Source organism: Pseudoalteromonas nanhaiensis (genome assembly GCF_051235485.1).
Classification (GTDB): Bacteria; Pseudomonadota; Gammaproteobacteria; order Enterobacterales; family Alteromonadaceae; genus Pseudoalteromonas; species Pseudoalteromonas lipolytica_C.
The window spans coordinates 20,359-41,500 of the sequence record NZ_JBPNYQ010000029.1 but is presented as its reverse complement, the minus strand read 5'-3'; the positions used below and the strand labels follow the sequence as shown (position 1 = coordinate 41,500).

At 39.6% G+C, this 21,142-nt stretch carries 18 protein-coding genes and 2 pseudogenes; 8 read left to right on the top strand and 12 right to left on the bottom strand.

Translation table 11 applies throughout. The features are described from left to right. Positions 1 to 68 precede the first annotated feature (68 nt). The 3 genes and pseudogenes from ACSFVZ_RS18445 to infA form a co-directional block, all read left to right on the top strand. A pseudogene (locus ACSFVZ_RS18445) lies at positions 69 to 356 on the top strand (leucyl/phenylalanyl-tRNA--protein transferase); the annotation flags it as partial. Further along, on the top strand, positions 349 to 1,053 hold the full coding sequence (locus ACSFVZ_RS18440) for an arginyltransferase (protein WP_435559389.1): 705 nt from the start codon (positions 349 to 351) through the stop codon (positions 1,051 to 1,053). The pseudogene ACSFVZ_RS18445 and the gene ACSFVZ_RS18440, both read left to right, overlap by 8 nt. Before the next feature lie 90 nt (positions 1,054 to 1,143). Further along, the gene (gene infA, locus ACSFVZ_RS18435; protein WP_002962494.1) at positions 1,144 to 1,362 is read left to right on the top strand and encodes a translation initiation factor IF-1; all 219 of its coding nucleotides are present in this window, start codon (positions 1,144 to 1,146) and stop codon (positions 1,360 to 1,362) included. Positions 1,363 to 1,537: 175 nt separating this feature from the next. On the opposite strand, the gene clpA is transcribed toward infA, so the two are convergent. Beyond that, positions 1,538 to 3,802: an ATP-dependent Clp protease ATP-binding subunit ClpA gene (clpA, locus tag ACSFVZ_RS18430; protein WP_135924985.1), complete on the bottom strand. Its 2,265-nt coding sequence runs from the start codon at positions 3,800 to 3,802 to the stop codon at positions 1,538 to 1,540. 72 nt (positions 3,803 to 3,874) lie between these two features. Beyond that, positions 3,875 to 4,183, bottom strand: coding sequence for an ATP-dependent Clp protease adapter ClpS (clpS, locus tag ACSFVZ_RS18425; RefSeq protein WP_171040478.1), 309 nt, complete (start codon positions 4,181 to 4,183; stop codon positions 3,875 to 3,877). A 208-nt stretch (positions 4,184 to 4,391) separates the two neighbouring features. On the opposite strand from clpS, the gene cspD reads away from it, so the two are divergent. Together cspD and ACSFVZ_RS18415 are read left to right on the top strand one after the other, a co-directional pair. Beyond that, positions 4,392 to 4,607: a cold shock domain-containing protein CspD gene (gene cspD / locus ACSFVZ_RS18420; RefSeq protein WP_036968098.1), complete on the top strand. Its 216-nt coding sequence runs from the start codon at positions 4,392 to 4,394 to the stop codon at positions 4,605 to 4,607. 442 nt (positions 4,608 to 5,049) lie between these two features. Next, complete coding sequence (locus tag ACSFVZ_RS18415; RefSeq protein ID WP_138558901.1) at positions 5,050 to 7,272, top strand: NADP-dependent isocitrate dehydrogenase; 2,223 nt, start codon at positions 5,050 to 5,052, stop codon at positions 7,270 to 7,272. A gap of 371 nt (positions 7,273 to 7,643) precedes the next feature. On the opposite strand, the gene ACSFVZ_RS18410 is transcribed toward ACSFVZ_RS18415, so the two are convergent. From ACSFVZ_RS18410 to ACSFVZ_RS18395, 4 genes are all read right to left on the bottom strand, one after another. Beyond that, positions 7,644 to 7,958, bottom strand: a complete 315-nt coding sequence (locus ACSFVZ_RS18410) for a hypothetical protein (RefSeq protein ID WP_135924994.1) — start codon at positions 7,956 to 7,958, stop codon at positions 7,644 to 7,646. Positions 7,959 to 7,973: 15 nt separating this feature from the next. After that, the gene (ppk2, locus tag ACSFVZ_RS18405; protein ID WP_135924996.1) at positions 7,974 to 8,864 is read right to left on the bottom strand and encodes a polyphosphate kinase 2; all 891 of its coding nucleotides are present in this window, start codon (positions 8,862 to 8,864) and stop codon (positions 7,974 to 7,976) included. 528 nt (positions 8,865 to 9,392) lie between these two features. Further along, a complete protein-coding gene (locus ACSFVZ_RS18400) occupies positions 9,393 to 10,061 on the bottom strand; it encodes a DUF2987 domain-containing protein (protein ID WP_435559388.1) in 669 nt (222 codons plus the stop codon). Further along, positions 10,054 to 10,872 carry a glucosaminidase domain-containing protein gene (locus ACSFVZ_RS18395; RefSeq protein ID WP_435559387.1) on the bottom strand — a complete coding sequence of 273 codons (819 nt, stop codon included), beginning with the start codon at positions 10,870 to 10,872 and terminating at the stop codon, positions 10,054 to 10,056. Before ACSFVZ_RS18395 ends, ACSFVZ_RS18400 begins: the two co-directional genes overlap by 8 nt. Before the next feature lie 215 nt (positions 10,873 to 11,087). Between ACSFVZ_RS18395 and ACSFVZ_RS18390 the strand changes: the two genes are divergently transcribed. Together ACSFVZ_RS18390 and ACSFVZ_RS18385 are read left to right on the top strand one after the other, a co-directional pair. Continuing rightward, positions 11,088 to 12,383, top strand: a complete 1,296-nt coding sequence (locus ACSFVZ_RS18390) for an anti-phage deoxyguanosine triphosphatase (RefSeq protein WP_435559386.1) — start codon at positions 11,088 to 11,090, stop codon at positions 12,381 to 12,383. Between the two features lie 206 nt (positions 12,384 to 12,589). After that, on the top strand, positions 12,590 to 13,681 hold the full coding sequence (locus ACSFVZ_RS18385) for a DUF481 domain-containing protein (protein ID WP_235382469.1): 1,092 nt from the start codon (positions 12,590 to 12,592) through the stop codon (positions 13,679 to 13,681). Positions 13,682 to 13,744: 63 nt separating this feature from the next. Here the strand turns inward: ACSFVZ_RS18385 and ACSFVZ_RS18380 are convergent, their stop codons facing one another. From ACSFVZ_RS18380 to ACSFVZ_RS18355, 6 genes and pseudogenes are all read right to left on the bottom strand, one after another. Next, a complete protein-coding gene (locus ACSFVZ_RS18380; protein ID WP_435559385.1) occupies positions 13,745 to 15,898 on the bottom strand; it encodes a prolyl oligopeptidase family serine peptidase in 2,154 nt (717 codons plus the stop codon). Positions 15,899 to 16,069: 171 nt separating this feature from the next. Then, a pseudogene (locus ACSFVZ_RS18375) lies at positions 16,070 to 17,071 on the bottom strand (branched-chain amino acid aminotransferase); the annotation flags it as partial. A gap of 177 nt (positions 17,072 to 17,248) precedes the next feature. Next, entirely contained in the window at positions 17,249 to 18,037 is a 789-nt protein-coding gene (locus tag ACSFVZ_RS18370; RefSeq protein WP_138557155.1) for an SDR family oxidoreductase, read from the bottom strand. 21 nt (positions 18,038 to 18,058) lie between these two features. After that, positions 18,059 to 18,562: an Mpo1 family 2-hydroxy fatty acid dioxygenase gene (locus tag ACSFVZ_RS18365; protein WP_235382472.1), complete on the bottom strand. Its 504-nt coding sequence runs from the start codon at positions 18,560 to 18,562 to the stop codon at positions 18,059 to 18,061. A gap of 105 nt (positions 18,563 to 18,667) precedes the next feature. Next, the gene (locus ACSFVZ_RS18360; RefSeq protein WP_435559384.1) at positions 18,668 to 19,072 is read right to left on the bottom strand and encodes a hypothetical protein; all 405 of its coding nucleotides are present in this window, start codon (positions 19,070 to 19,072) and stop codon (positions 18,668 to 18,670) included. Between the two features lie 54 nt (positions 19,073 to 19,126). Continuing rightward, positions 19,127 to 19,789 (bottom strand): Crp/Fnr family transcriptional regulator, encoded by a 663-nt coding sequence (locus ACSFVZ_RS18355; protein ID WP_435559383.1) that lies wholly within the window; start codon positions 19,787 to 19,789, stop codon positions 19,127 to 19,129. Between the two features lie 56 nt (positions 19,790 to 19,845). Here ACSFVZ_RS18355 and ACSFVZ_RS18350 point away from each other — a divergent pair, with 56 nt between their 5' ends. Beyond that, the gene (locus ACSFVZ_RS18350; RefSeq protein ID WP_435559382.1) at positions 19,846 to 21,135 is read left to right on the top strand and encodes an amidohydrolase; all 1,290 of its coding nucleotides are present in this window, start codon (positions 19,846 to 19,848) and stop codon (positions 21,133 to 21,135) included. Positions 21,136 to 21,142: the final 7 nt, after the last annotated feature.

Below are 21,142 nucleotides of genomic sequence, written 5' to 3'. Positions count from 1 at the left end.
TTGATTGAAAAAGATCAGTTACCTGAATTTAAGTAGGGGCAACTGATCAAAATATATGTGAAAGAGTACTAGTTGCTGGTTTGTATGGCATCATGCAAAACGGTATATTTTGTGGTGAATCCATGTTTCATACCATCAGCAATGGTTCTAAACTTGCGATGTGGGCATTAGTTAACTGGCTAAAAAAACACCACGCCCATTTTATCGATTGTCAATTAGAAAACCCCTATTTGATCACTTTAGGCGCAAAAGTTATTCCACGTAGAGAATTTTTAACTAGACTTAAATTAGCCCATAGCTATATCCCCACAGCAAGTATGTGGCAACCGCAAGAGTTGATTGATATTTATGACTGAGCATTTACCCGCAAGACTAGGTTTAAGCCAACAATTTGATTGTAGTTATTTACCAAATCGCCAAGAACAACTATTGGTTATTCTTGATCCAAGTTGTTATGGCCCTGATAGGTTTGAGGAACTACTTGCTTTAGGGTTTAGACGAAGTGGTGATCAGATTTATCGTCCCCACTGCCCAAGTTGTAATGCTTGTAACTCAGTGCGGGTGCTTGCACAGCAATTTACTCCTTCAAAATCGCAAAAGCGTAAAATGAATAAAGCCAACAAGCGCTTTACTGTTAGCTATAGTGATCATGAACGTGCTGAGTATTACCCACTGTACAGTAAGTACATCACGCAAAGACACCAAGATGGCTCTATGTATCCTCCCGAGCAAAATCAATACGCGAGCTTTTTATTTTGCAAATGGCTTCCTGTGACTTTTATTGAGTTGCGTGATGAAGATCGGTTAGTCGCAGTCGCGGTTACCGATTGTATGAAGAATTCACTTTCAGCTATCTATACTTTTTTTGACCCAGATTATGAACAATACAGTATCGGCAGTATTATGATCATGAAACAAATTGAGTTTGCAAAACAACAAGCAAAAGAATTTGTCTATTTGGGTTATCAAATCGATGAATGCAACAAAATGAAATATAAAACTCAATTTTTGCCGGCACAAAAGCATATTGGCGATCAGTGGTTGGCGATTTAATTGACAAATTTGAGCCCTGTAGCTTTACTTATTGCCGTATTTTCGGCAAAATCTGCAGCGTTTAACTATTAAAGAGGTGTTACGCTAAACATGGCGAAAGAAGACGTAATCGAAATGCAAGGTACGGTCCTTGATACTTTACCAAATACAATGTTCCGAGTTGAGCTAGAAAACGGTCACGTAGTTGTGGCTCATATCTCTGGTAAAATGCGCAAAAACTACATCCGCATTTTAACTGGCGACAAAGTAACCGTAGAAATGACTCCTTACGATTTATCGAAAGGTCGCATCGTATTCCGTGCTCGCTAAGTTAGTGCGATAACGAGAAATTTAGCTTTTTGCTGCTTTGAGTGAGCAGGTGTGTTTATTACAAAGAGCTAAAAGCGTTTGTTAAATGGTGTTAAAACTAACTTAGTTTTAATTCCATTTAATAAACAAAAAGCCCAGCAATTGCTGGGCTTTTTGTTTTCAGTTAAGAATCAACTTAAGCTGTTTCTAGGCTAGTCTCAAAGTCAAAGTGAATCTTTTTATCCTTCACCGAGACCTTAACCGAACCACCATCGGCTAATTCACCAAATAAGATTGCATTTGCCAGTGGCTTTTTAAGCTCATCTTGGATAACACGTGCCATCGGACGTGCCCCCATTGCCTTATCGTAGCCTTTATCTGCCAACCACTCTCTAGCTTTAGAGGTAAGCTCAAGATTAACTGACTTCTTATCAAGTTGCGCTTGTAATTCAACAATGAATTTATCAACCACTTGCAAGATAACCTCTTTCTCAAGGTGGTTAAACCAAATGATATTATCTAAACGGTTTCTAAACTCAGGCGAAAATACCTTGTTAATTTCACTCATCGCATCATGAGAATGATCTTGCTCAGTAAACCCGATTGATTTACGAACAGTCTCTTGCACACCAGCATTAGTTGTCATAACTAGTACTACATTTCTAAAGTCTGCTTTACGACCATTGTTATCGGTTAATGTGCCATGATCCATAACCTGCAGTAGAATGTTGTAAATATCGGAATGAGCTTTCTCAATTTCATCCAAAAGCACAACCGCATGCGGGTTTTTAATCACTGCCTCTGTCAGTAGGCCGCCTTGTTCAAAACCTACATAGCCAGGAGGTGCACCAATCAAACGGCTCACCGCATGACGCTCAACATACTCAGACATATCAAACCGTATAAACTCAACGCCCATGCACTTAGCAAGCTGCTTAGTAACCTCTGTTTTACCAACCCCTGTTGGGCCAGCAAATAAGAACGAGCCAATCGGTTTATCTTCATTGGCAAGACCAGAACGAGATAAGCGGATAGCAGATGTCAGTGCATCGATAGATTGGTCTTGACCAAACACCAGCATCTTTAAGTTGCGATCAAGATTTTTCAGCGTTTCTTTATCACTTGACGAAACACTTTGCTGCGGAATACGAGCCATTTTAGATACAATTAACTCAATATCTGCCACACCAATGGTTTTTTTACGTTTCGATGCTGGTTGCAAACGTTGATTTGCACCAGCTTCATCGATGACATCAATTGCCTTATCAGGTAAATGACGCTCATTAATGTATTTTGCACTTAACTCAGCAGCTGCTTTAAGCGCTTTTTGCGTGTAACGAATACCATGATGCTCTTCGTAACGTTCTTTTAAGCCGTTAAGAATTTTTGTGGTATCAGCCACGCTTGGTTCAAGCACATCAATCTTTTGAAAACGACGTACTAAAGCACGGTCTTTTTCAAAGATATTTTTAAACTCGTTATAGGTTGTAGAACCCATACAGCGAAGCTTACCGCTTGAAAGCAGCGGTTTAATAAGGTTTGATGCATCCATTACCCCACCCGATGCAGCACCTGCACCAATGATAGTGTGGATTTCATCAATGAATAAAATTGAGCCAGGCTTTGCTTGTAGCTCTTTCAATAGTGATTTGAAACGTTTTTCAAAATCACCCCGGTATTTAGTACCGGCAAGCAACGCCCCCATATCAAGTGAATAAACCACCGCGTCAGCGATGACTTCCGGCACTTCTTTATTGACAATGCGATAAGCAAGGCCTTCTGCAATCGCTGTTTTACCAACCCCTGCTTCACCAACCAGTAGTGGGTTATTTTTCTTACGACGGCATAATACCTGAACTGTTCTTTCAACTTCGTTATCGCGGCCTACTAATGGGTCAATGTTACCGTCGATAGCTTGTTGGTTAAGGTTCGTTGTAAAGTTTTCGAGTTTTGTTGGTTCTTCACCCTGCACTTCTTGCACTTCTTCATGGATATCATCATGGTCTTCACCACCAAGATCGTCATCAGTTTTAGAAATACCATGCGAAATGAAATTCACAATATCCAAACGGTTAATGTCGGCTTTTTTCAGTAAATAAACCGCTTGGCTTTCTTGCTCAGAAAAAATAGCAACCAGCACGTTCACGCCAGTAACTTCATTTTTGCCTGATGATTGCACATGAAATACAGCGCGCTGTAATACTCGCTGAAAACCTAATGTTGGCTGTGTTTCTCTGTCTTCTTCAAGATCAGGAATCACAGGCGTGGTTTCATCAATGAATTCTGATAATTCAACTTTTAATGCGCCCATATCAACACCACAGGCGTTTAGCGCTTCTCCAGCAGAAGGGTTATCGAGCAGCGCAAGTAAAAGATGCTCGACGGTCATAAATTCATGCCGACGCGTTCTCGCTTCGCGAAACGCCGCATTCAGAGTTAGTTCTAAGTCTTTGTTTAGCATTGGCAACCCCTTACTGAGATAATATTTTATATACCGTTGTGACGGGTTAATCGGTTCACCCTACCTTGGTATTTATTCCTGCTCACAACTACAAAGCAGTGGATGCTCGTTATCTCGTGCGTAACGATTAACTTGCTCAGCTTTGGTATGGGCTACATCGGCACTGTAAACACCGCATATTGCTTTACCGTTATGATGAACTTGAAGCATCACATCTGTTGCTCTATCGCTATCCATATTAAAAAACGTCATAAGTACTTCTATCACAAAGTCCATAGGCGTGTAATCATCATTGTTTAAAATGACTTTATATTTTCGCGGCGGCTGCAATTTTTGCTTTTCACTATCGCGAACTGTATCAATAACACCAGAATCTTTCATACCACTCATAATAAATATAGTCTTGTCTTTAGAACTCAAGCAAACTTGAATAAAAAAATAAATAAATTGTTAAAAAATAGCCCAAAACACTTGACTGATTGGCCAAATAAACTACAGTCAAAGATAGATTGATTAATCATTAGTCAGTCTAGCAAATTACACGGTTTAGAATAACTAAATTAGTCAACTTATAGAAGGATGTAGAAGTATGGCTTGTGGAAAAGTCAAATGGTTCAACAATGCCAAAGGTTTTGGTTTTATCGTAGAAGACGGCAGCGAGACTGATATATTCGCTCATTACTCAACGATTGTAATGGACGGTTATAAAACACTTAAAGCTGGTCAAGATGTAACATTCGAATTGCAACAAGGTCCTAAAGGGTTACACGCAACGAATATTGCGCCTAACGATGAGATCTCTTAGGTGAACCTATTCGAGTACCAAGCGAGCGACCTTGTTAAGATCCTCGCTTACTTCCCTATCTCCCACTGATTTTTATTTTCAACTTGAAATTCCATTTCTTTACCCCAATAGTTTAATTGTTATTAGCCCTTTAGAGCCAAGCTTGTTACACTCTTGTTGCTTAAATTTAGCTTTTTCGTCATTTTGACGTAAGGCTTTTGGCTAATTTCAAAGCTAGCTCCTTTGAGCTATAAGAATTTTACAGTCTGTCAGCTGTGGTTATTTTGATACTCTGTATTAAGTTGCAACAGCTAACAGACTGCTTGCTGTCGTTATATCGAAATACTTATATTTAAGACTTGATATACCATAGCAGTATAATTGCATTGTTGAATATGGCTAATTAAGGGTTACTGTTAGCGCAGTTACAATCAAACATTACGCCAACTATCTAGGAATGATGATGACATCAAAAATTATCTATACTAAAACAGATGAAGCGCCAGCTCTTGCTACGTATTCATTGTTACCAATCATCCAAGCGTACACAAACGCTGCAGGTGTTGAAGTTGAAACTCGCGATATTTCATTAGCGGGCCGTGTAATTGCCAACTTCCCTGAGTATTTAACTGAAGAACAACGAATTGATGATGCACTTGCTGAATTAGGTGATATGGCTAAAACACCTGAAGCTAACATTATCAAACTACCAAACATCAGTGCGTCTATTCCTCAGTTACGTGCTGTAATCAAAGAGTTGCAAGCGAAAGGCTACGCTTTACCTGATTATCCATCAGAGCCAAAAACTGATGAAGAAAAGAAAATCAAAGCAACTTACGACAAAATCAAAGGTTCTGCTGTAAACCCGGTTCTTCGTGAAGGTAACTCTGACCGTCGTGCACCTAGTTCAGTTAAAGAATACGCTCGCAACAATCCACACTCAATGGGTGCGTGGAGCAAAGATTCTCAATCTTACGTTGCAAGCATGGAAGAAGGTGACTTCTTCGGTTCTGAGCAATCAGTAACGGTAGCTGAAGCAACTGACGTGCGTATCGAACATGTTGCTGAAAACGGCGATATTACGGTTCTTAAAGCAAGCACGCCACTATTAGCTGGCGAAGTTATTGATGCTTCTTGTATGAGTGCCGCTAAACTTCAAGCTTTCCTTGCTAAAGAAATTCAAGCTGCGAAAGACAAAGGCGTGTTGTTCTCGTTACATATGAAAGCAACCATGATGAAAGTGTCTGATCCAATCATCTTCGGTCACGCTGTAAAAGTATTCTTCAAAGACGTATTTACAAAACACGCTGATCTTTTCAAAGAACTAGATGTTGACGTAAACAACGGCTTTGGCGATGTATTCTCAAAAATCGAAAGCCTAGACGCAGCTAAAAAAGCTGAAATCGAAGCTGATATCCAAGCTGTATACGACAACAACCCTGCTATTGCTATGGTTGATTCTGACCGTGGTATCACAAACCTTCACGTTCCAAGCGATGTAATCATCGATGCATCAATGCCTGCTGCAATTCGTTCAAGCGGTCAAATGTGGAACAGCGAAGGCAAATTACAAGACACAAGCTTTGTAATTCCAGATCGTTGTTACTCAGGTGTTTACCAAGCAACTATCGATTTCTGTAAAGAAAACGGTGCATTCGATCCAACAACAATGGGTAGCGTACCTAACGTTGGTCTTATGGCGCAAAAAGCTGAAGAGTACGGTTCACACGACAAAACGTTTGAAGTTACAGCAGCTGGTAAAATCCGTGTAGTAGACACAGCTGGCACAACATTACTTGAGCATGCTGTTGAGCAAGGCGATATCTGGCGTATGTGTCAGGTAAAAGACGCACCAATTCAAGATTGGGTTAAACTTGCTGTTAACCGCGCTCGCGCAACTAACACACCGGCAGTTTTCTGGTTAGACGAAAACCGTGCACACGATGCTGAATTAATCAAAAAAGTAAACGCGTATCTGCCACAACATGATACTGATGGTCTTGAGATCCACATTTTAGCACCGATTGAAGCGACTAAATTCTCATTAGAGCGCATCAAAGAAGGTAAAGACACAATTTCAGTAACTGGTAACGTTTTACGTGACTACCTAACTGACTTATTCCCGATTCTTGAGCTTGGTACAAGTGCTAAAATGCTTTCAATCGTACCACTTATGAATGGTGGTGGTTTATTCGAAACAGGTGCAGGTGGTTCAGCGCCTAAGCACGTTCAACAATTCGAAAAAGAAAACCACTTACGTTGGGATTCTTTAGGTGAGTTCTTAGCGCTTGCAGCTTCTTTAGAGCATCTAGCAGTTAATACAGGTAACAAGAAAGCTCAAGTACTTGCTGATACACTAGACAAAGCTACAGGTACTTTCTTAGCTGAAAACAAATCACCTTCACGTAAAGTGAAAGAGATTGATAACCGTGGTTCGCACTTCTTCCTTTCATTATTCTGGGCACAAGAACTTGCTGCACAAAATGATGACGCGGAATTAAAAGCGCAATTCACGCAAATCGCTACTGATTTAGAAGCTCAAAAAGAGCAAATCATCACTGAGTTGAACGATGCACAAGGTTCAGCAATGGATGTGGGTGGTTATTTCCAACCAAATGATGAGCTTGCATTCAAAGCAATGCGCCCAAGCACAACATTTAACGATATTTTAGCAAAATTAGTGTAATTCGTTAGAACTCGCTAATCTTCTAAAAAATAAGAGAGTTATCTCGATTGCTGAGGCTCTATGAGCCTTAGCAAAAGAGCAACTCTCTTTTTTATACCAATTCGCTTAATTAAACCGTCTACTTTGATGCAATAAACTGGCTGATAACAAGACACAAACTTCGTTATCTACTTGTTCTCGAAAATTGCCTCAACATTGCGCTAATTACTACATCCATACAGTCATAAATAAGTAATTTTTAAAGCTGTTAAAAAGCTTTAATCTCTTAAATGATTAAGCATGACTGCCAACTGATATTATTCCTTACACCTAGTCAGCTGTTCATAAACCACAACATATAACAATGGCTACGATTCAGTTTTAACTTATAACTAAGCGTTTGCTGTTTTCGCCTTTTTGTTTTTAGCCATACGTTTAGCGCGTTTAATGGCAGATTTTTTTGATGCTTTCTTTTGCGCTATCTTTAGCACTATGGCCTCTTTTAGTTGCTTTTTAGCTGCTTTAAGACGTTTTTGAGCATTCTTAGCAAGACTTTCAGCTTCGTTTGCTTTATCAACGGCTGCTTGAGCTTGTTCAGCGGCCTCTTTTGCAATCGCAGCGGTTCTTTGAACTTCTTTTTTACTTTTAGCGAGGCTCTTCTCTAACTTTGCTAGGCGCTCATCATACATTGGATCTGTAATTTCCATTTCACTCTCCTAATCTTAACGTTGAGACATTTTTGTTGGTTCACCAACAATTAATGGGTCAACTTGATCAACAATTTCATGGTCTTTGCCTGGATAATCTAAACAACTTAAAAAGTGACGCATGCAGTTAATACGACCACGTTTTTTGTCATCAGAACGAATTTGAGTCCACGGTGCGTCTTTAGTATGGGTATGAAACATCATGGCGTCTTTTGCTGCACTGTAGTCATGCCATTTAGCTAATGATGCCATATCAACCGGGCTCAGTTTCCATTGCTTTAAAGGATCGTTTTGGCGTGATTTAAAGCGTCTAAATTGCTCTTCTCTACTCACAGAAAACCAATATTTAAATAATTTAATACCACTGTTAACTAACATGCGTTCAAGCTGAGGTGTTTGCCGCATAAATTCGAGGTATTCTTGGTCTTCACAAAACCCCATGACCTTCTCTACGCCAGCGCGATTATACCAAGAACGGTCAAACAGAATTATTTCTCCCTTTGCTGGTAGATGATTGATATAACGTTGAAAATACCATTGATCACGTTCACGGGTAGTGGGTTTTTCAAGTGCTACAACATGCGCCCCACGCGGATTTAAGTGCTCCATAAAGCGCTTTATTGTTCCACCCTTTCCTGCTGCGTCACGGCCTTCAAATAAAATAACAATTTGTTGGTTAGTCTCTTTCACCCAACCTTGCATTTTTAATAGCTCAATTTGAAGTTCATGTTTATGGCGCTCATACTCTACAACATCCATTTTACGCTTGTATGGATATAGGCCATCAGCATTCCATTTTAAATTTGGGTTCTTTACATTTAAGTCAAATACAACATCCTGTTTAGTTTTTCCCTTACTTACTTTTGTAGGCTTAATTAATACTGATTCGACGTTTACTGTCTGCATGGCAACTCCTTTTTAGTAAATATTTACGTACCTTCATTAAGAACTGTATATTTTTACTTTATGCCAGTTGCAGCATTATTTATTGATCTACATCTATTATTTATCGATATAGAAAACTCTTAAAAATATTTAATTTAGTTATTTTTTACTAACAACACCAAGGAGTATATTTAATAATTTTTAGTTAGCTTTAAATTAGCAAACAAAATTACTAACATTAAATAGTCAAGAACATAAGTAATTAATAAATAATAATTAAATTTCACACCTTAAGATCTTTTATTGTAAGAAAACTACCTAAATTAGTTGAAGCTATATTTTTTTACTCATTATTTTTATCTTACCTAACTTAAAACCAATAAAATAAGAGTAGTAAAGAAAATAAAAATAGAGAAGATAGTATTAGAACAATACTTGTTGATGAAAGGGTTAATTAAATATAAAAACAGGCTAAAATAAATGAGGGAGCATAAAAAGCTCCCTCATATGGCACAGTTTACATACGCACAAGGCGTGTTGTTGATGCAGTTATTTAACAATCCATGGGGTTGCGCTGATCAACCGAGCACTTGTTTGCAGTTTTGTTTGATTGTCTTGCCAATCATCAGTCACCATTATTGCACAACGGCTTTGCTTGCAATTATCAGCCTCTGATATTGCCACATTTTCATCCGCAAATTTAAGCACAACTCCCTGTTGCTCTGGCAACAAAAACCACATTAATTTACTGACGAAGAATCCTGATAAATCAGATAGCAATTCATCAAACTCTTCATTTAACTCATATAGGTTTGCTTTTGTCAGTGCAAACTCACTCAGGTTGGTTGCTTCAATTTGTAGCTTTAATTGGCAATCATGCTGAGGATTCTCAGGTTGTACGACAATTACAGCCTTATCTGTATCGAGTTGTTTATCAAACGGTAGCAACAACTGGGCTTGATCTGTATAGGTAAGATCAAATTCTTGTTGTTCTGTTATTATTTTCCCTGACTTAATTTTGCATACATCATTTGTAGCAATGTCAGATAAATAAAAGTTTACTTGCGCGTACTGAAAGTCACCTTTGTTAACCACTTTAAGGCGGTCATAAAAGCCATCGTATGCAACAACAAACTCGCCTGCGGTTGCTGTTACTACAGAAGCACCTAAGGTAGCGGCTAACACTACCGCCTTGAAACATGACATAATTTTATTCATCAAAATATGCTCTGTTTTGATTTATCATTGTGTTTAACTCTTCAATGTAAGCTTCTCGTCGCTCAGAATAAGATAACAAGCCCTGCGTTAAAACTGTGGCTTCAATAGGCTTTTGTTGACAGCGTAAATCTGCTCTGATTGAACGTAAATCTTTGTATGCCGCATGAGTATTAATGTTTTTAAAGTAAGAGCTTACAGCAGCTCTTACAGACTTAAAAGCCGTTACTTCATGAGCAGCTTCATCAGCACGACGGCGTGGTACCATACCGCAACCTTTTTTGTAGCACCACTGACCAAAAAAGTTAAGGCCAATTCGTGCAAATCGCGATGTTCCCCAAGCCGATTCATTCGCAGCCTGCATCAAAGCAAGTTCTTTTGGAATAATATCAACACGGCGTAATGCCTGGGATAGTGACAGTACATCAATCGTCGTCGGCAGCTTATAACTGGTAAGGATTTTCTTTATATCTGATTTTTGTTTAACTGTTAAAGGCTCATTATATTCCAGCATCATGCGAGCTATTTCTAATGTTGCTCTTTGCTGCAAAATTTTCTTATTTTCAGCCTCAACATGCGGGCGTATAAAATCAAAAAATGCATGTTTCTTCTCTTTTACATCACTGAACGCAGCAAAATCAGGGAGTTTAACATTATGTAATGGCTTCTCTTTTTTTATAGTTTGCTGGCTGCCCTTGCTAGTTGCAAGATCTTGTGAAGATACGTCAACATCACTTTCATTATCTATAAAAGGTGACAACAGTGCCCAAGTAAAAAAGGCAGCTAGTAAAATTTGAAAAACGTATTTAAGCATGTATTCTCTCAAGTAAACTACTACTCATGTGCGGTAACATCACACACATACAAAGGCGGAGTATATCAAACAAGCCAATCTTTGGCGAATTCGGTGCTATTTTTTCACCTCAATCGTATTTAAAAAGTCTCATAATACATTCAATATACTCGCAATTTTCAAGCGGTTGCGTATACTTTCATTAACTCAGTCGCGAAACCATAGGCTTTTTTATTATGTGCCAACCTTGGCAAGCACGAATTATAGATCAACAAAAATATCGTCCCAATGACAACCGCTCACCATGGCAAGTTGACCGCTCTCGTATAATCCATGCCGCTGCTTTCAGACGTTTACAAGCAAAGACTCAAATTATGGGTATTGGCCTAAACGACTTTTACCGCACTCGCCTAACCCACTCCCTTGAAGTTGCACAAATCGGCAGTGGTTTGCTGCGCCATTTAAAAAAACAGCACCCTGAATTTGCACACTTCCCGAGTGGCAGCTTACTCGAAACCTTATGTCTTGCTCACGACATTGGCCATCCACCTTTTGGTCATGGTGGTGAAATAGCTTTAAACTACATGATGCGCGAGCATGGTGGATTTGAAGGCAATGCGCAAACTTTACGCATTGTTTCTAAACTTGAACCCTACAGCAACGGTTATGGTATGAACCTAACGCGCCGGACTTTGTTGGGATTTATCAAGTACCCTGCGTTTATTGATGATGTATGGCATACCATCCCACCATCATCTGATACGCGAAGTTTCATAAAAGCCGATCACTGGCGACCGGCTAAAGGGCTTTACAAAGATGATAACGATGTTTTTAATTGGATTATTGCGCCGCTATCACAAAACGACAAAGCATTATTGACTAGCCACTACAAGGTGGATGAGTTTAGGTCTAAAACTCATTATAAGTCTATTGACTCTGCAATAATGGAATTGGCAGATGATATTGCCTATGCAGTTCATGACCTAGAAGATGCGATTGCCACTGAAGTACTAACGTTTGCTGATTGGCAAAACCATGCACTTATTCAATTACAAGAACTCAATTCACCTTGGTTAACAACTCATTTAAGTGCAATTACCGCAAGGCTTTTCTCACATCATGAATATGAACGCAAAGACGCCATTGGTGAGTTAGTAAATACATTTATTATCCATGCCTCTTTAGAGGTACAAAATAACGAATTCGAATCAGAGATTTTACAATATACCGTTAGCCTGCCTGATGAGTTTTCAAAAATACTCAATGTGCTCAAACAATTCGTATTCAAGCGTTTAATTCGTGAACCTAAAATGCAACAGGTTGAATTTAAAGGGCAAAACCTGCTTATAGAATTATTTAGCGCTTTTGCTAGCGACCCGATGCGTTTATTACCAGAAACAACTCAAGAGATGTGGTTAAACGCACACAACAATAATGGTAATGCAATGCGGGTGATCTGTGATTACTTATCAGGTATGAGTGACGAGTATGCATATAAAACCTATCAACGATTATTTTTACCCTCAGCCTAACTATTTTTTGAACAGCTAAATATTATGTTCTAAAATTAAGTAGGTTATTTTAGCAAATAACCTACTAATTCTTTATGGATTTTAGCCAATCTGCTTACCTTATGGGCAGCTTGAGACACGAATACTTTGATGAGCTTTGTAGGTATTCCTGCTCAATTTGAGTCTAAAGTAACGTGGGCTGGTTTTATTAAACATGGATTGAAATAATGCTCAAAAAACACCTGCTTCTTGGTTTATTAGTTGCTAGCCCATTTACAGGCTATGCAGCAGAATCACTTCCTGATCCACTACTTGAAGAACGCGGCATAATCATAAAAGATGCCACTCATTTTGATTGGATCCGACTTAACTCTGGTGAATGGCTCAAAGGTGAGCTCGTTTCAATGTACGATAAGGAGCTCGAATTCGATAGCGACGTACTCGATACCCTGATGATCGACCGCGAAGATATCTACATGATTATTTCTGAACGTCATCACACAGTTCGTTTTAATGATGGTGAAGAACTCAGCGGCACACTAAATATATCGGGTGGTTATGTAAAAGTAGGTGATGCTCCTGCTAAGTATCGTTATCGTGATTTAGTCTCTATCGCTCCGTCAATTGATAGTGAGCTTAGTGCTTGGACAGTAAAAATATCATTAGGCGCCGACCTATCTCGAGGTAATACTGATCAAACTGAATATTCAGCCAGAGCCGATATCAAACGCAGAACAGCGTCGAGTCGCTTTTTAGCTGAATTTTTAGGGTATCGCACCACCAGCGATGAGCAAGTCACTAAAAATAACATACGAGCAAATGGAACCTTCGACTGGTTTTATACGCAAAAAATGTATTTTCGCCCTATTTTCTTTGAATACTATCGTGACCCATTTCAAAACATTGCCAATAAATACACTGTAGGTGCGGGTGTAGGTTATTACGTAATGGATACCGACAAAATTGAGTGGGACTTTTCAACAGGTCCTGCTTATCAAAAAACAGAGTTTGATACCGTTGCAAATGGTGAAGATAAATCAAATTCTTCAATGTCTTATTTTGTTGGCACTAATTACGAACTGGAAGTAACCAAAAATATCGATTTTAGTTTTAACTATCGATATTTGACAGCCAGTGAAGACACTGGTGGCGATTCACAGTATGCAATGGCAAGCTTTGAAATAGACGTTACTGATGACATTGATTTTGATATTTCATTAGTCTGGGATTATCTATCCGACCCGATAGCCGATGAAAATGGTGTAGTCCCCGAAAAAGAAGATTACAAAATGATTTTCGCACTGGGTATAGATTTATAGCAATTGCTATAAAAACGCCGAGCTTAAGCTCGGCGTTTTTATTTTAGTTGAGTAAATATTATCTTATAGCGATTTAACACCCATGTTGTATAAGGTAAAGCCATAAATATCAGCGTATTGATCAATAATTTTACTGGTTGGTGTTCCTGCACCATGACCTGCATTTGTTTCAATACGAATTAGATACGGATTTTGTTTCGCACCTTTTTCTTGTAGCTCAGCCGCAAACTTAAATGAATGCGCAGGCACAACACGGTCGTCATGATCCCCTGTTGTCACTAACGTTGCAGGGTAGCTAACACCTTCTTTAACATTGTGAACTGGCGAGTAGCCTTTTAAGTACTCGAACATTTCTTTACTTTGCTCACTGGTGCCGTAGTCATACGCCCAACCAGCACCGGCAGTAAAGGTGTGATAACGCAACATATCTAATACACCTACAGCAGGCAGTGCTACTTTAAATAGCTCAGGGCGCTGCGTCATAACCGCACCAACTAATAAGCCACCATTAGAGCCACCACGTACCGCTAGGTAATCAGGTGAGCTGAATTGTTTTTCATTAAGGTATTCTGCAGCAGCAATAAAATCGTCAAAAACATTTTGCTTTTTAAGCTGTGTACCATTTACATGCCACTCTTTACCGTATTCACCACCACCACGAATATTAGCAACAGCATACACGCCACCATGCTCAAGCCAAGCGGCAACAGTTGGGCTATAGCTTGGTGTTAAACTTACATTAAAGCCACCATAGCCATATAAAATTGTTGGGTTTTTACCGTTAAGCTCAGTGCCTTTTTTGTATGAAATAATCATCGGAACTTTAGTGCCATCTTTAGATGTGTAGAACACTTGTTCAGATGTGTATTGTTCGCTATTAAATTGAGCGCCCGACTTGCGATATACATCAGACTGGCCAGAATCAACATTAAATGAATAGATGTTGCCTGGTGTGGTGTAATTGGTAAATGAATAATAAAGCGTTTCAGCGTCGTGCTTACCGCTAAAGCCGTATGCGGTGCCCACACCCGGTAAACGAATGTCACGCACTAGTTTACCTGACTTATCGTACTGTTTTACTTGCGAAATCGCATCAACCATATACTTAGCAAAGAAATAGTCACCGCCTTTTGAAATACTAAGTACATGGTCAGTTTCAGGAATTAAATCTTGCCAATTTTCTGGGCTTGGATCAGCGGCATCAACTGTCACTACACGCATATTTGGCGCATTTAAGTTAGTCACTAAATACAGTTTCGAGCCGTCATTATCGATAATTGATGTATCTGAATCTGTGTTATCTAGAATGGTTACTAACTTGCTGTCAGGCTTAGTTAAATCTTTGATAAACAGTTTATTACCTGATGTTGAAGTACTTGCAGCAATTATTAGGTATCGATTATCACGCGTTACCTCAGCGCCAATATAACGATGTTTCTGTGCTTCTGTACCGCCATAGACTAATTGGTCATCAGCTTGTGCTGTGCCTAACTTGTGATAATAGACCTTATGTTGATCTGTTTTTGCTGACAGCTCACTCCCTTTTGGCTTATCGTAGCTTGAATAATAAAAGCCATCGTTACCAAACCACGAAATACCGCTAAACTTTACATCGACTAATGCCTCTTCAATAGGCTGTTTAGTCGCTGTATCAATAACGATAATTTTACGCCAGTCACTACCACCTTCAGAAATTTGATAAGCAGCTAAACTTCCATCTTCAGTAAAAGTTAAGCCCGACATTGAGGTTGTGCCATCGGCGCTGAAAGTATTTGGATCTAAAAACACTTCAGCTTCAGAGTCACCTTTTTTACGGTAAACCACATACTGATTTTGCAAGCCATCGTTTTTATAAAAGTAAGTGTACTCACCCTCTTTAAATGGCGCTGTGACTTTTTCATAGTTCATCAGCTTTTCAAGTGTGGTTTTAAGCTCATCGCGATAAGGAATATTTTTAAGATAAGAAAAGGTAACGTCATTTTCGGCTTTTACCCACTGCGCCGTTTCTTCGCTCATGTCGTCTTCTAGCCAACGATACGGATCGGCTACCTTCTGGCCGAAGTACTCATCAACAACATTGCCTTTTTTCGTTTCTGGATAATTCACAGCAGCTTTAACCTCTGCAGTTTTTATAGTTTGTTCTGTTTTTGTTGGGGTAGATTCACTACACCCCGTCAGTGCAACCACAATTGCACAAGCAAGCACTTTTTTAATCATAATAATTTTACTTTTTAGTTATTGTTAACAAAATGAAAGTAAAGTTAATACAAAAGAATGTCTAGTTATTTGCGGTCAAACACAGGAAGCGCTGTAAACCAATGTAAAAACAAAAAACCACGCAATAGCGTGGCCTTTAATTTTTCGCAATAGTAAACACTGTTTGCGTAATTATACTTTTGTTAACCAGCCATGAGTATCTGCTGATTTGCCCCATTGAATATCATTCAATGCTTGGCGTAATTTAGCGACTTTTTCACCTGGTTCACCCGACCCCACTTTAAACTCTTGGTCGTTATGAATAAGCGTGCCAACCGACGTCAGTACCGCAGCAGTACCTGATAATGCAGCTTCAGTACCCGGCTTAGCAGCTCTTTCAAGCAACTCAGACACAGTAAAGTTACGCTCAGATACGGTCATACCTAAATCTTTCGCAATCGTTAAAATACTATTACGGGTCACACCGTGTAAGAATGTGCTATCAAGTGCTTTTGTGATGATTTCATCACCATCAATTAGAATAAAGTTCGCAGCACCGGTTTCTTGAACATCGCCACCTGGGCAGAATAAAATTTGGTCAGCTTGATGCTCAGAGCGAGCTTGTAAGATTGGACCTAATGCACTTGCATAGTTACCACCACTTTTAACCATACCCATGTGAGGTGCACAGCGCATGCCGTCTTCTTCAAGTAATACACGCAGTGCAGTAGCACCACCTGCAAAGTAATCACCCACTGGCGAAAGTAATACATAAAGCAAGGAACTCATTGACGGTGCAGCGGCTTTACCAATTGCGGCTTCTGTACCAATGTGAGTTGGGCGAATATACATAGACCCCGGCGGTGCTGGTGTTTCGTCTGCATACTCTTTAACAATGTCTTTGATCATTTGCTCAAGCATGCTTTCGTCAAAGTCAGGTAAGTTTAGTAATTTAGAGCTTTGCTTCATACGAGCAATGTTAGCATCCATACGAAAGATATAGACCGAGCCATCTTCGTGACGAAACGCTTTTAATCCTTCAAAACAGGTGCTTGAGTAATGTAATACGTGTGCACCCGCATGTAATTCGATTTTATCAGATGGGACCAGCGCGCTTTCACTCCATGAGTTATCAGCAAAACGTGCTTGGATCATTTGTGGCATAAATACAGTACCAAATGCGGCCATTGTTGTTCTCTCTTGTTTGGACTACTTTTGCCCCATTGTATGCTAATCCATCCCTGTTTAACCATAGCAAACTAGTGCCTTTTCTCGATAAAAATGATAAAAAAACGTTCGCCTGGTATAAAAAATGCGCAACTCATGTGCGCATTGTTTAATGATAATTATTTATATGCTTACTAAGCGAAATTACCTGTAGTTCATTTTTGCTGTTAAACGATTAAAAAACCCTGGAAAGAAGCGTTTAATCGTTGGCGCTAAACCGCTAATCCCTTCTCCAATCACAACTTCATCTTTCTCGGCTTCAATGGCTTTAATCATTTTTGCAGCCGCTTTTGCCACATCCATGCCGTTTTCGATTGATTCTTCGGGTTTATTTTGTGGCTTACCTTGGCCATCTAGCGAGTTATGGGCAATTGCAGTTTTAATTGAACCTGGGCAAATGGTTAAACATTTTATATTTTTGTCGGCTAACTCTGCTCTTAAGCAATCCATAAAACCCACTACCGCGTATTTAGAACCCGAATAACCTGTTCTGAACTTTGAACCGACTTTACCCGCTACACTGCTAATTGAAACGACCATGCCCATACCCTGTTCAACCATTTGCGGTACTACCGCTTTGGTTAAAGCTATTAAACCAAAGTAGTTTACTTCCATCAGTTGGCGATACACAGTGAATTCATTTTCTAAAAATAAACTGCGCTGCGACACCCCACCGTTATTGATAAGCACATCAATGCGACCAATTCGCTCAATCACTGCGGGCATATCTTCAAGTAAGGCTTCAGGTTTTGCCAAATCTAGCGCAACCACATGATGATTGCCACCGAGCCTTGTATTTAGAGCGTTGAGTTTTTCTTCATTACGAGCAGACAATATCAGCACTGCGCCCTTTGCAGCTAATTGCTCACAAAGTGCTTCACCAATTCCAGAAGATGCCCCAGTTACCCAAACTGTTTTACCATTTAATTGCATATGTGTTCCTTTTTATTGTTGTTATGCTTTGTTAGGGCCTGCATGTTGTTCGATATGTTCAGCAATATCTTTATAAAAACCAAGCATAATCAATAACTCAGCTAATACAAATAAAGGCCCTATTACTAAACCAATTAAATCATCAACAAAGGCTGGCTTTTTACCTTCAAAATAATGGCCAACAAACTGAAATACCCAACCTACAACAAAACTACCAATACTTACCGCTAGCCATAATTCCACGTCAAGTGACACCACGGGCTCAGCGGCAATGCTCAACAAACTTAAGCATACAGCCATAATTAACCCCATTGATAAACTTAGCATCAAGTAATAAAGACAGCTAAGTACAATCACCACGGTTGCCAAGGAGATAACAGCAGGCTCTGAAATAAGCGTGACTCGTTGCAATAAACAAATAATCGCAAATACAATTAATGGGATGCCAATAAAATGGGTGTAAATATTACGTTTAGAGCGGTGATAGAGAGCGTAATTTGTCAGTTGTTGTTTTAATGTTTTCATTATTTTTCCTGCCAAAACTGTGTTCAAAATTCAGATTAGCAGAAAATTCACCGTCAAGAATGTCAACTAGCCGACATTTTAAAATGGCTATATTAAACTTACACATCAAACCAACGCATCGATGACCTTGCCTTTTTCAGCTTCTGGCTGCATATCCATGCGTTCGCGTCCTTTTTGATATTCTTCATCAAGCATTCCTTGCAGTTCATTCATTTTTTCTTGCAGTGCTTTGGTGTCGGCACCTTGTTGCTGCATTTGTTCGGCAAGTTTTTCTATTTGCGCTTTTATTTCGTCAATTTTCTCTTTATCAACCCCGAGTCGCTGATAAACCAAGGCTTCTTGCGCCTGTGCTAAAAAAGAACTGGGCTCAGACTGCTTTTGTAAAAGTTGCTGTGCTGAAGATGCAGGCGTATGCATGGCCTTCACATCATCGAGGCGAGTTGTTTGCGACAGCTTAGCAGCAGCCGAAGCGTGATAAGGGTTATATTGATTATGAAATGTTATTGCCACAAGTTGTCTTCCATTTAAGCTTGATTACAACTTTGTAGCAATTTTAGTTCCAAACTAGCATTGAGATTGTAATTTTTCGATGTCAATTACTTCAATTGATTGATATTTAAGATTAATAATTGAATCAGCTTGTAGGGATTGTAATATTTGATTAATGGTTTGCCGTGTTAAATAGGTCATATCGGCAAGTTGTTGCTGGGTAAGCGGCAAACAGCTTTGGAGTGACGACTGATAAAGCATACATAACCGCTTACTCACCTTTTGCTTTGCTGTAAGGAGTGCGTGATCTTCTAAGGAGTCAAACAGGCTTCGCACTTTATCGGTAAGCAACAGCCCAAAATCATGCCAATAAGCGGGATGCTCTTGTAATAACTGAGTTAATGCCCGCTCAGGCACGTGTAGTAGCCGTACCACAGTTTGTGCATACACATCGTGGGTGCGTCGACCGCCATCAAACAAAGCAACCTCACCGAACCACATCGCACTGGTTACAAAACTAAGCACCGCTTCTTTGCCTTGGCTATTAACCCCAGAAACTCTAAGCACGCCATTAATAACACAATACAGACCGGTATTTTCATCACCACGCAAAAACAATGCATCACCTGCCTTTAAGGTGATTAATTTAGCATGTTTAACTAGCTTGTCTTTAAATAATTGTGTGCGATTTTTAAACCATTTGTCTTGGTTAATTACCGAAAGGTCTTGTTCATTCAAGTGGTTATACTTTACATTGATTAAATAATTAGTAACTAATAATAAAAGGATACGGGATGTTAAACAAACTACTTTCGACCAGCCTACTTATCAGTGCGATTTCGACCCCTGCATTTGCTAGTGATATTAATACTGAACTTAAATCTGCCAATAAAAGCGTCAGCGAAAAGGTCATTAAATGGCGCCGTCATTTACACCAATATCCAGAGCTTAGTAATCGTGAGTTTGAAACAGCCAAATACGTGGCTAAGCATTTACGTTCGTTAGGCCTTGAGGTTCAAACAGGTGTGGCTCATACCGGTGTGGTTGCCAAACTTAAAGGGGGTAAAAAAGGCCCGCTTATTGCCCTGCGTGCTGATATGGATGCACTCCCTGTGAAAGAGCAAGTAGACTTACCTTTCGCGTCAACGCAAACAACAGAGTACAAAGGTAATACCGTTGGCGTAATGCATGCCTGTGGTCATGATAACCATGTGGCTATTTTAATGGCGGCCGCTGAGTCTTTAGTAAAAATTAAAGATCAACTAGCAGGTGATATTCTGTTTATTTTTCAACCTGCTGAAGAAGGTGCACCTGATGGCGAAGAAGGTGGTGCTGAGCTTATGCTTAAAGAAGGCTTATTTAAAGAAAAGCCAGAAGCCGTGTTTGGTTTACACGTAACCAGCTCACTTAATACCGGACAAATTGGTTTTCGTGAAGGGCCGCTAATGGCCAGCGCCGACAAGTTTACAATCACAGTAAAAGGCCGCCAAACTCACGGCTCACGTCCTTGGAATGGGGTTGACCCAATTGTAGCTTCATCACAAATTATTATGGCAACACAAACCATCGCTTCTCGCCAAGTTGATGTGACCAAAGCGCCTTCTGTGGTTTCATTTGGTGCCATTAATGGCGGTGTGCGTAACAACATCATCCCTGATGAAGTTGAAATGGTGGGCACAATTCGTACCTTTGACCAAGAAATGCGTGCTGACATAAAAAAACGTTTAGCTAAAACCGCTGAGATGGTAGCTGAATCAGGTGGCGCAGAAGCACATGTTCACATTGACCATGGTTACCCAGTAACAGTGAACGATGTTGAATTAACCAAGAAAATGACACCAACACTTGCTGGTGTAGTTGGTAAAGAAAACCTGATTACAACACCACTTATCACAGGTGCCGAAGACTTTAGTTACTACGCCTTAGAAACACCAGGCATGTTCTTTTTCTTAGGTGTCACACCAAAAGGTCAAGATGCAGTTACAGCACCTAGTAACCACTCACCACACTTTTTTGCAGACGAAAAAGCTTTACAGCTTGGCGTAAATGCAATGACGCAATTAGTGGTTGATTACCTAAAATAATAATAAT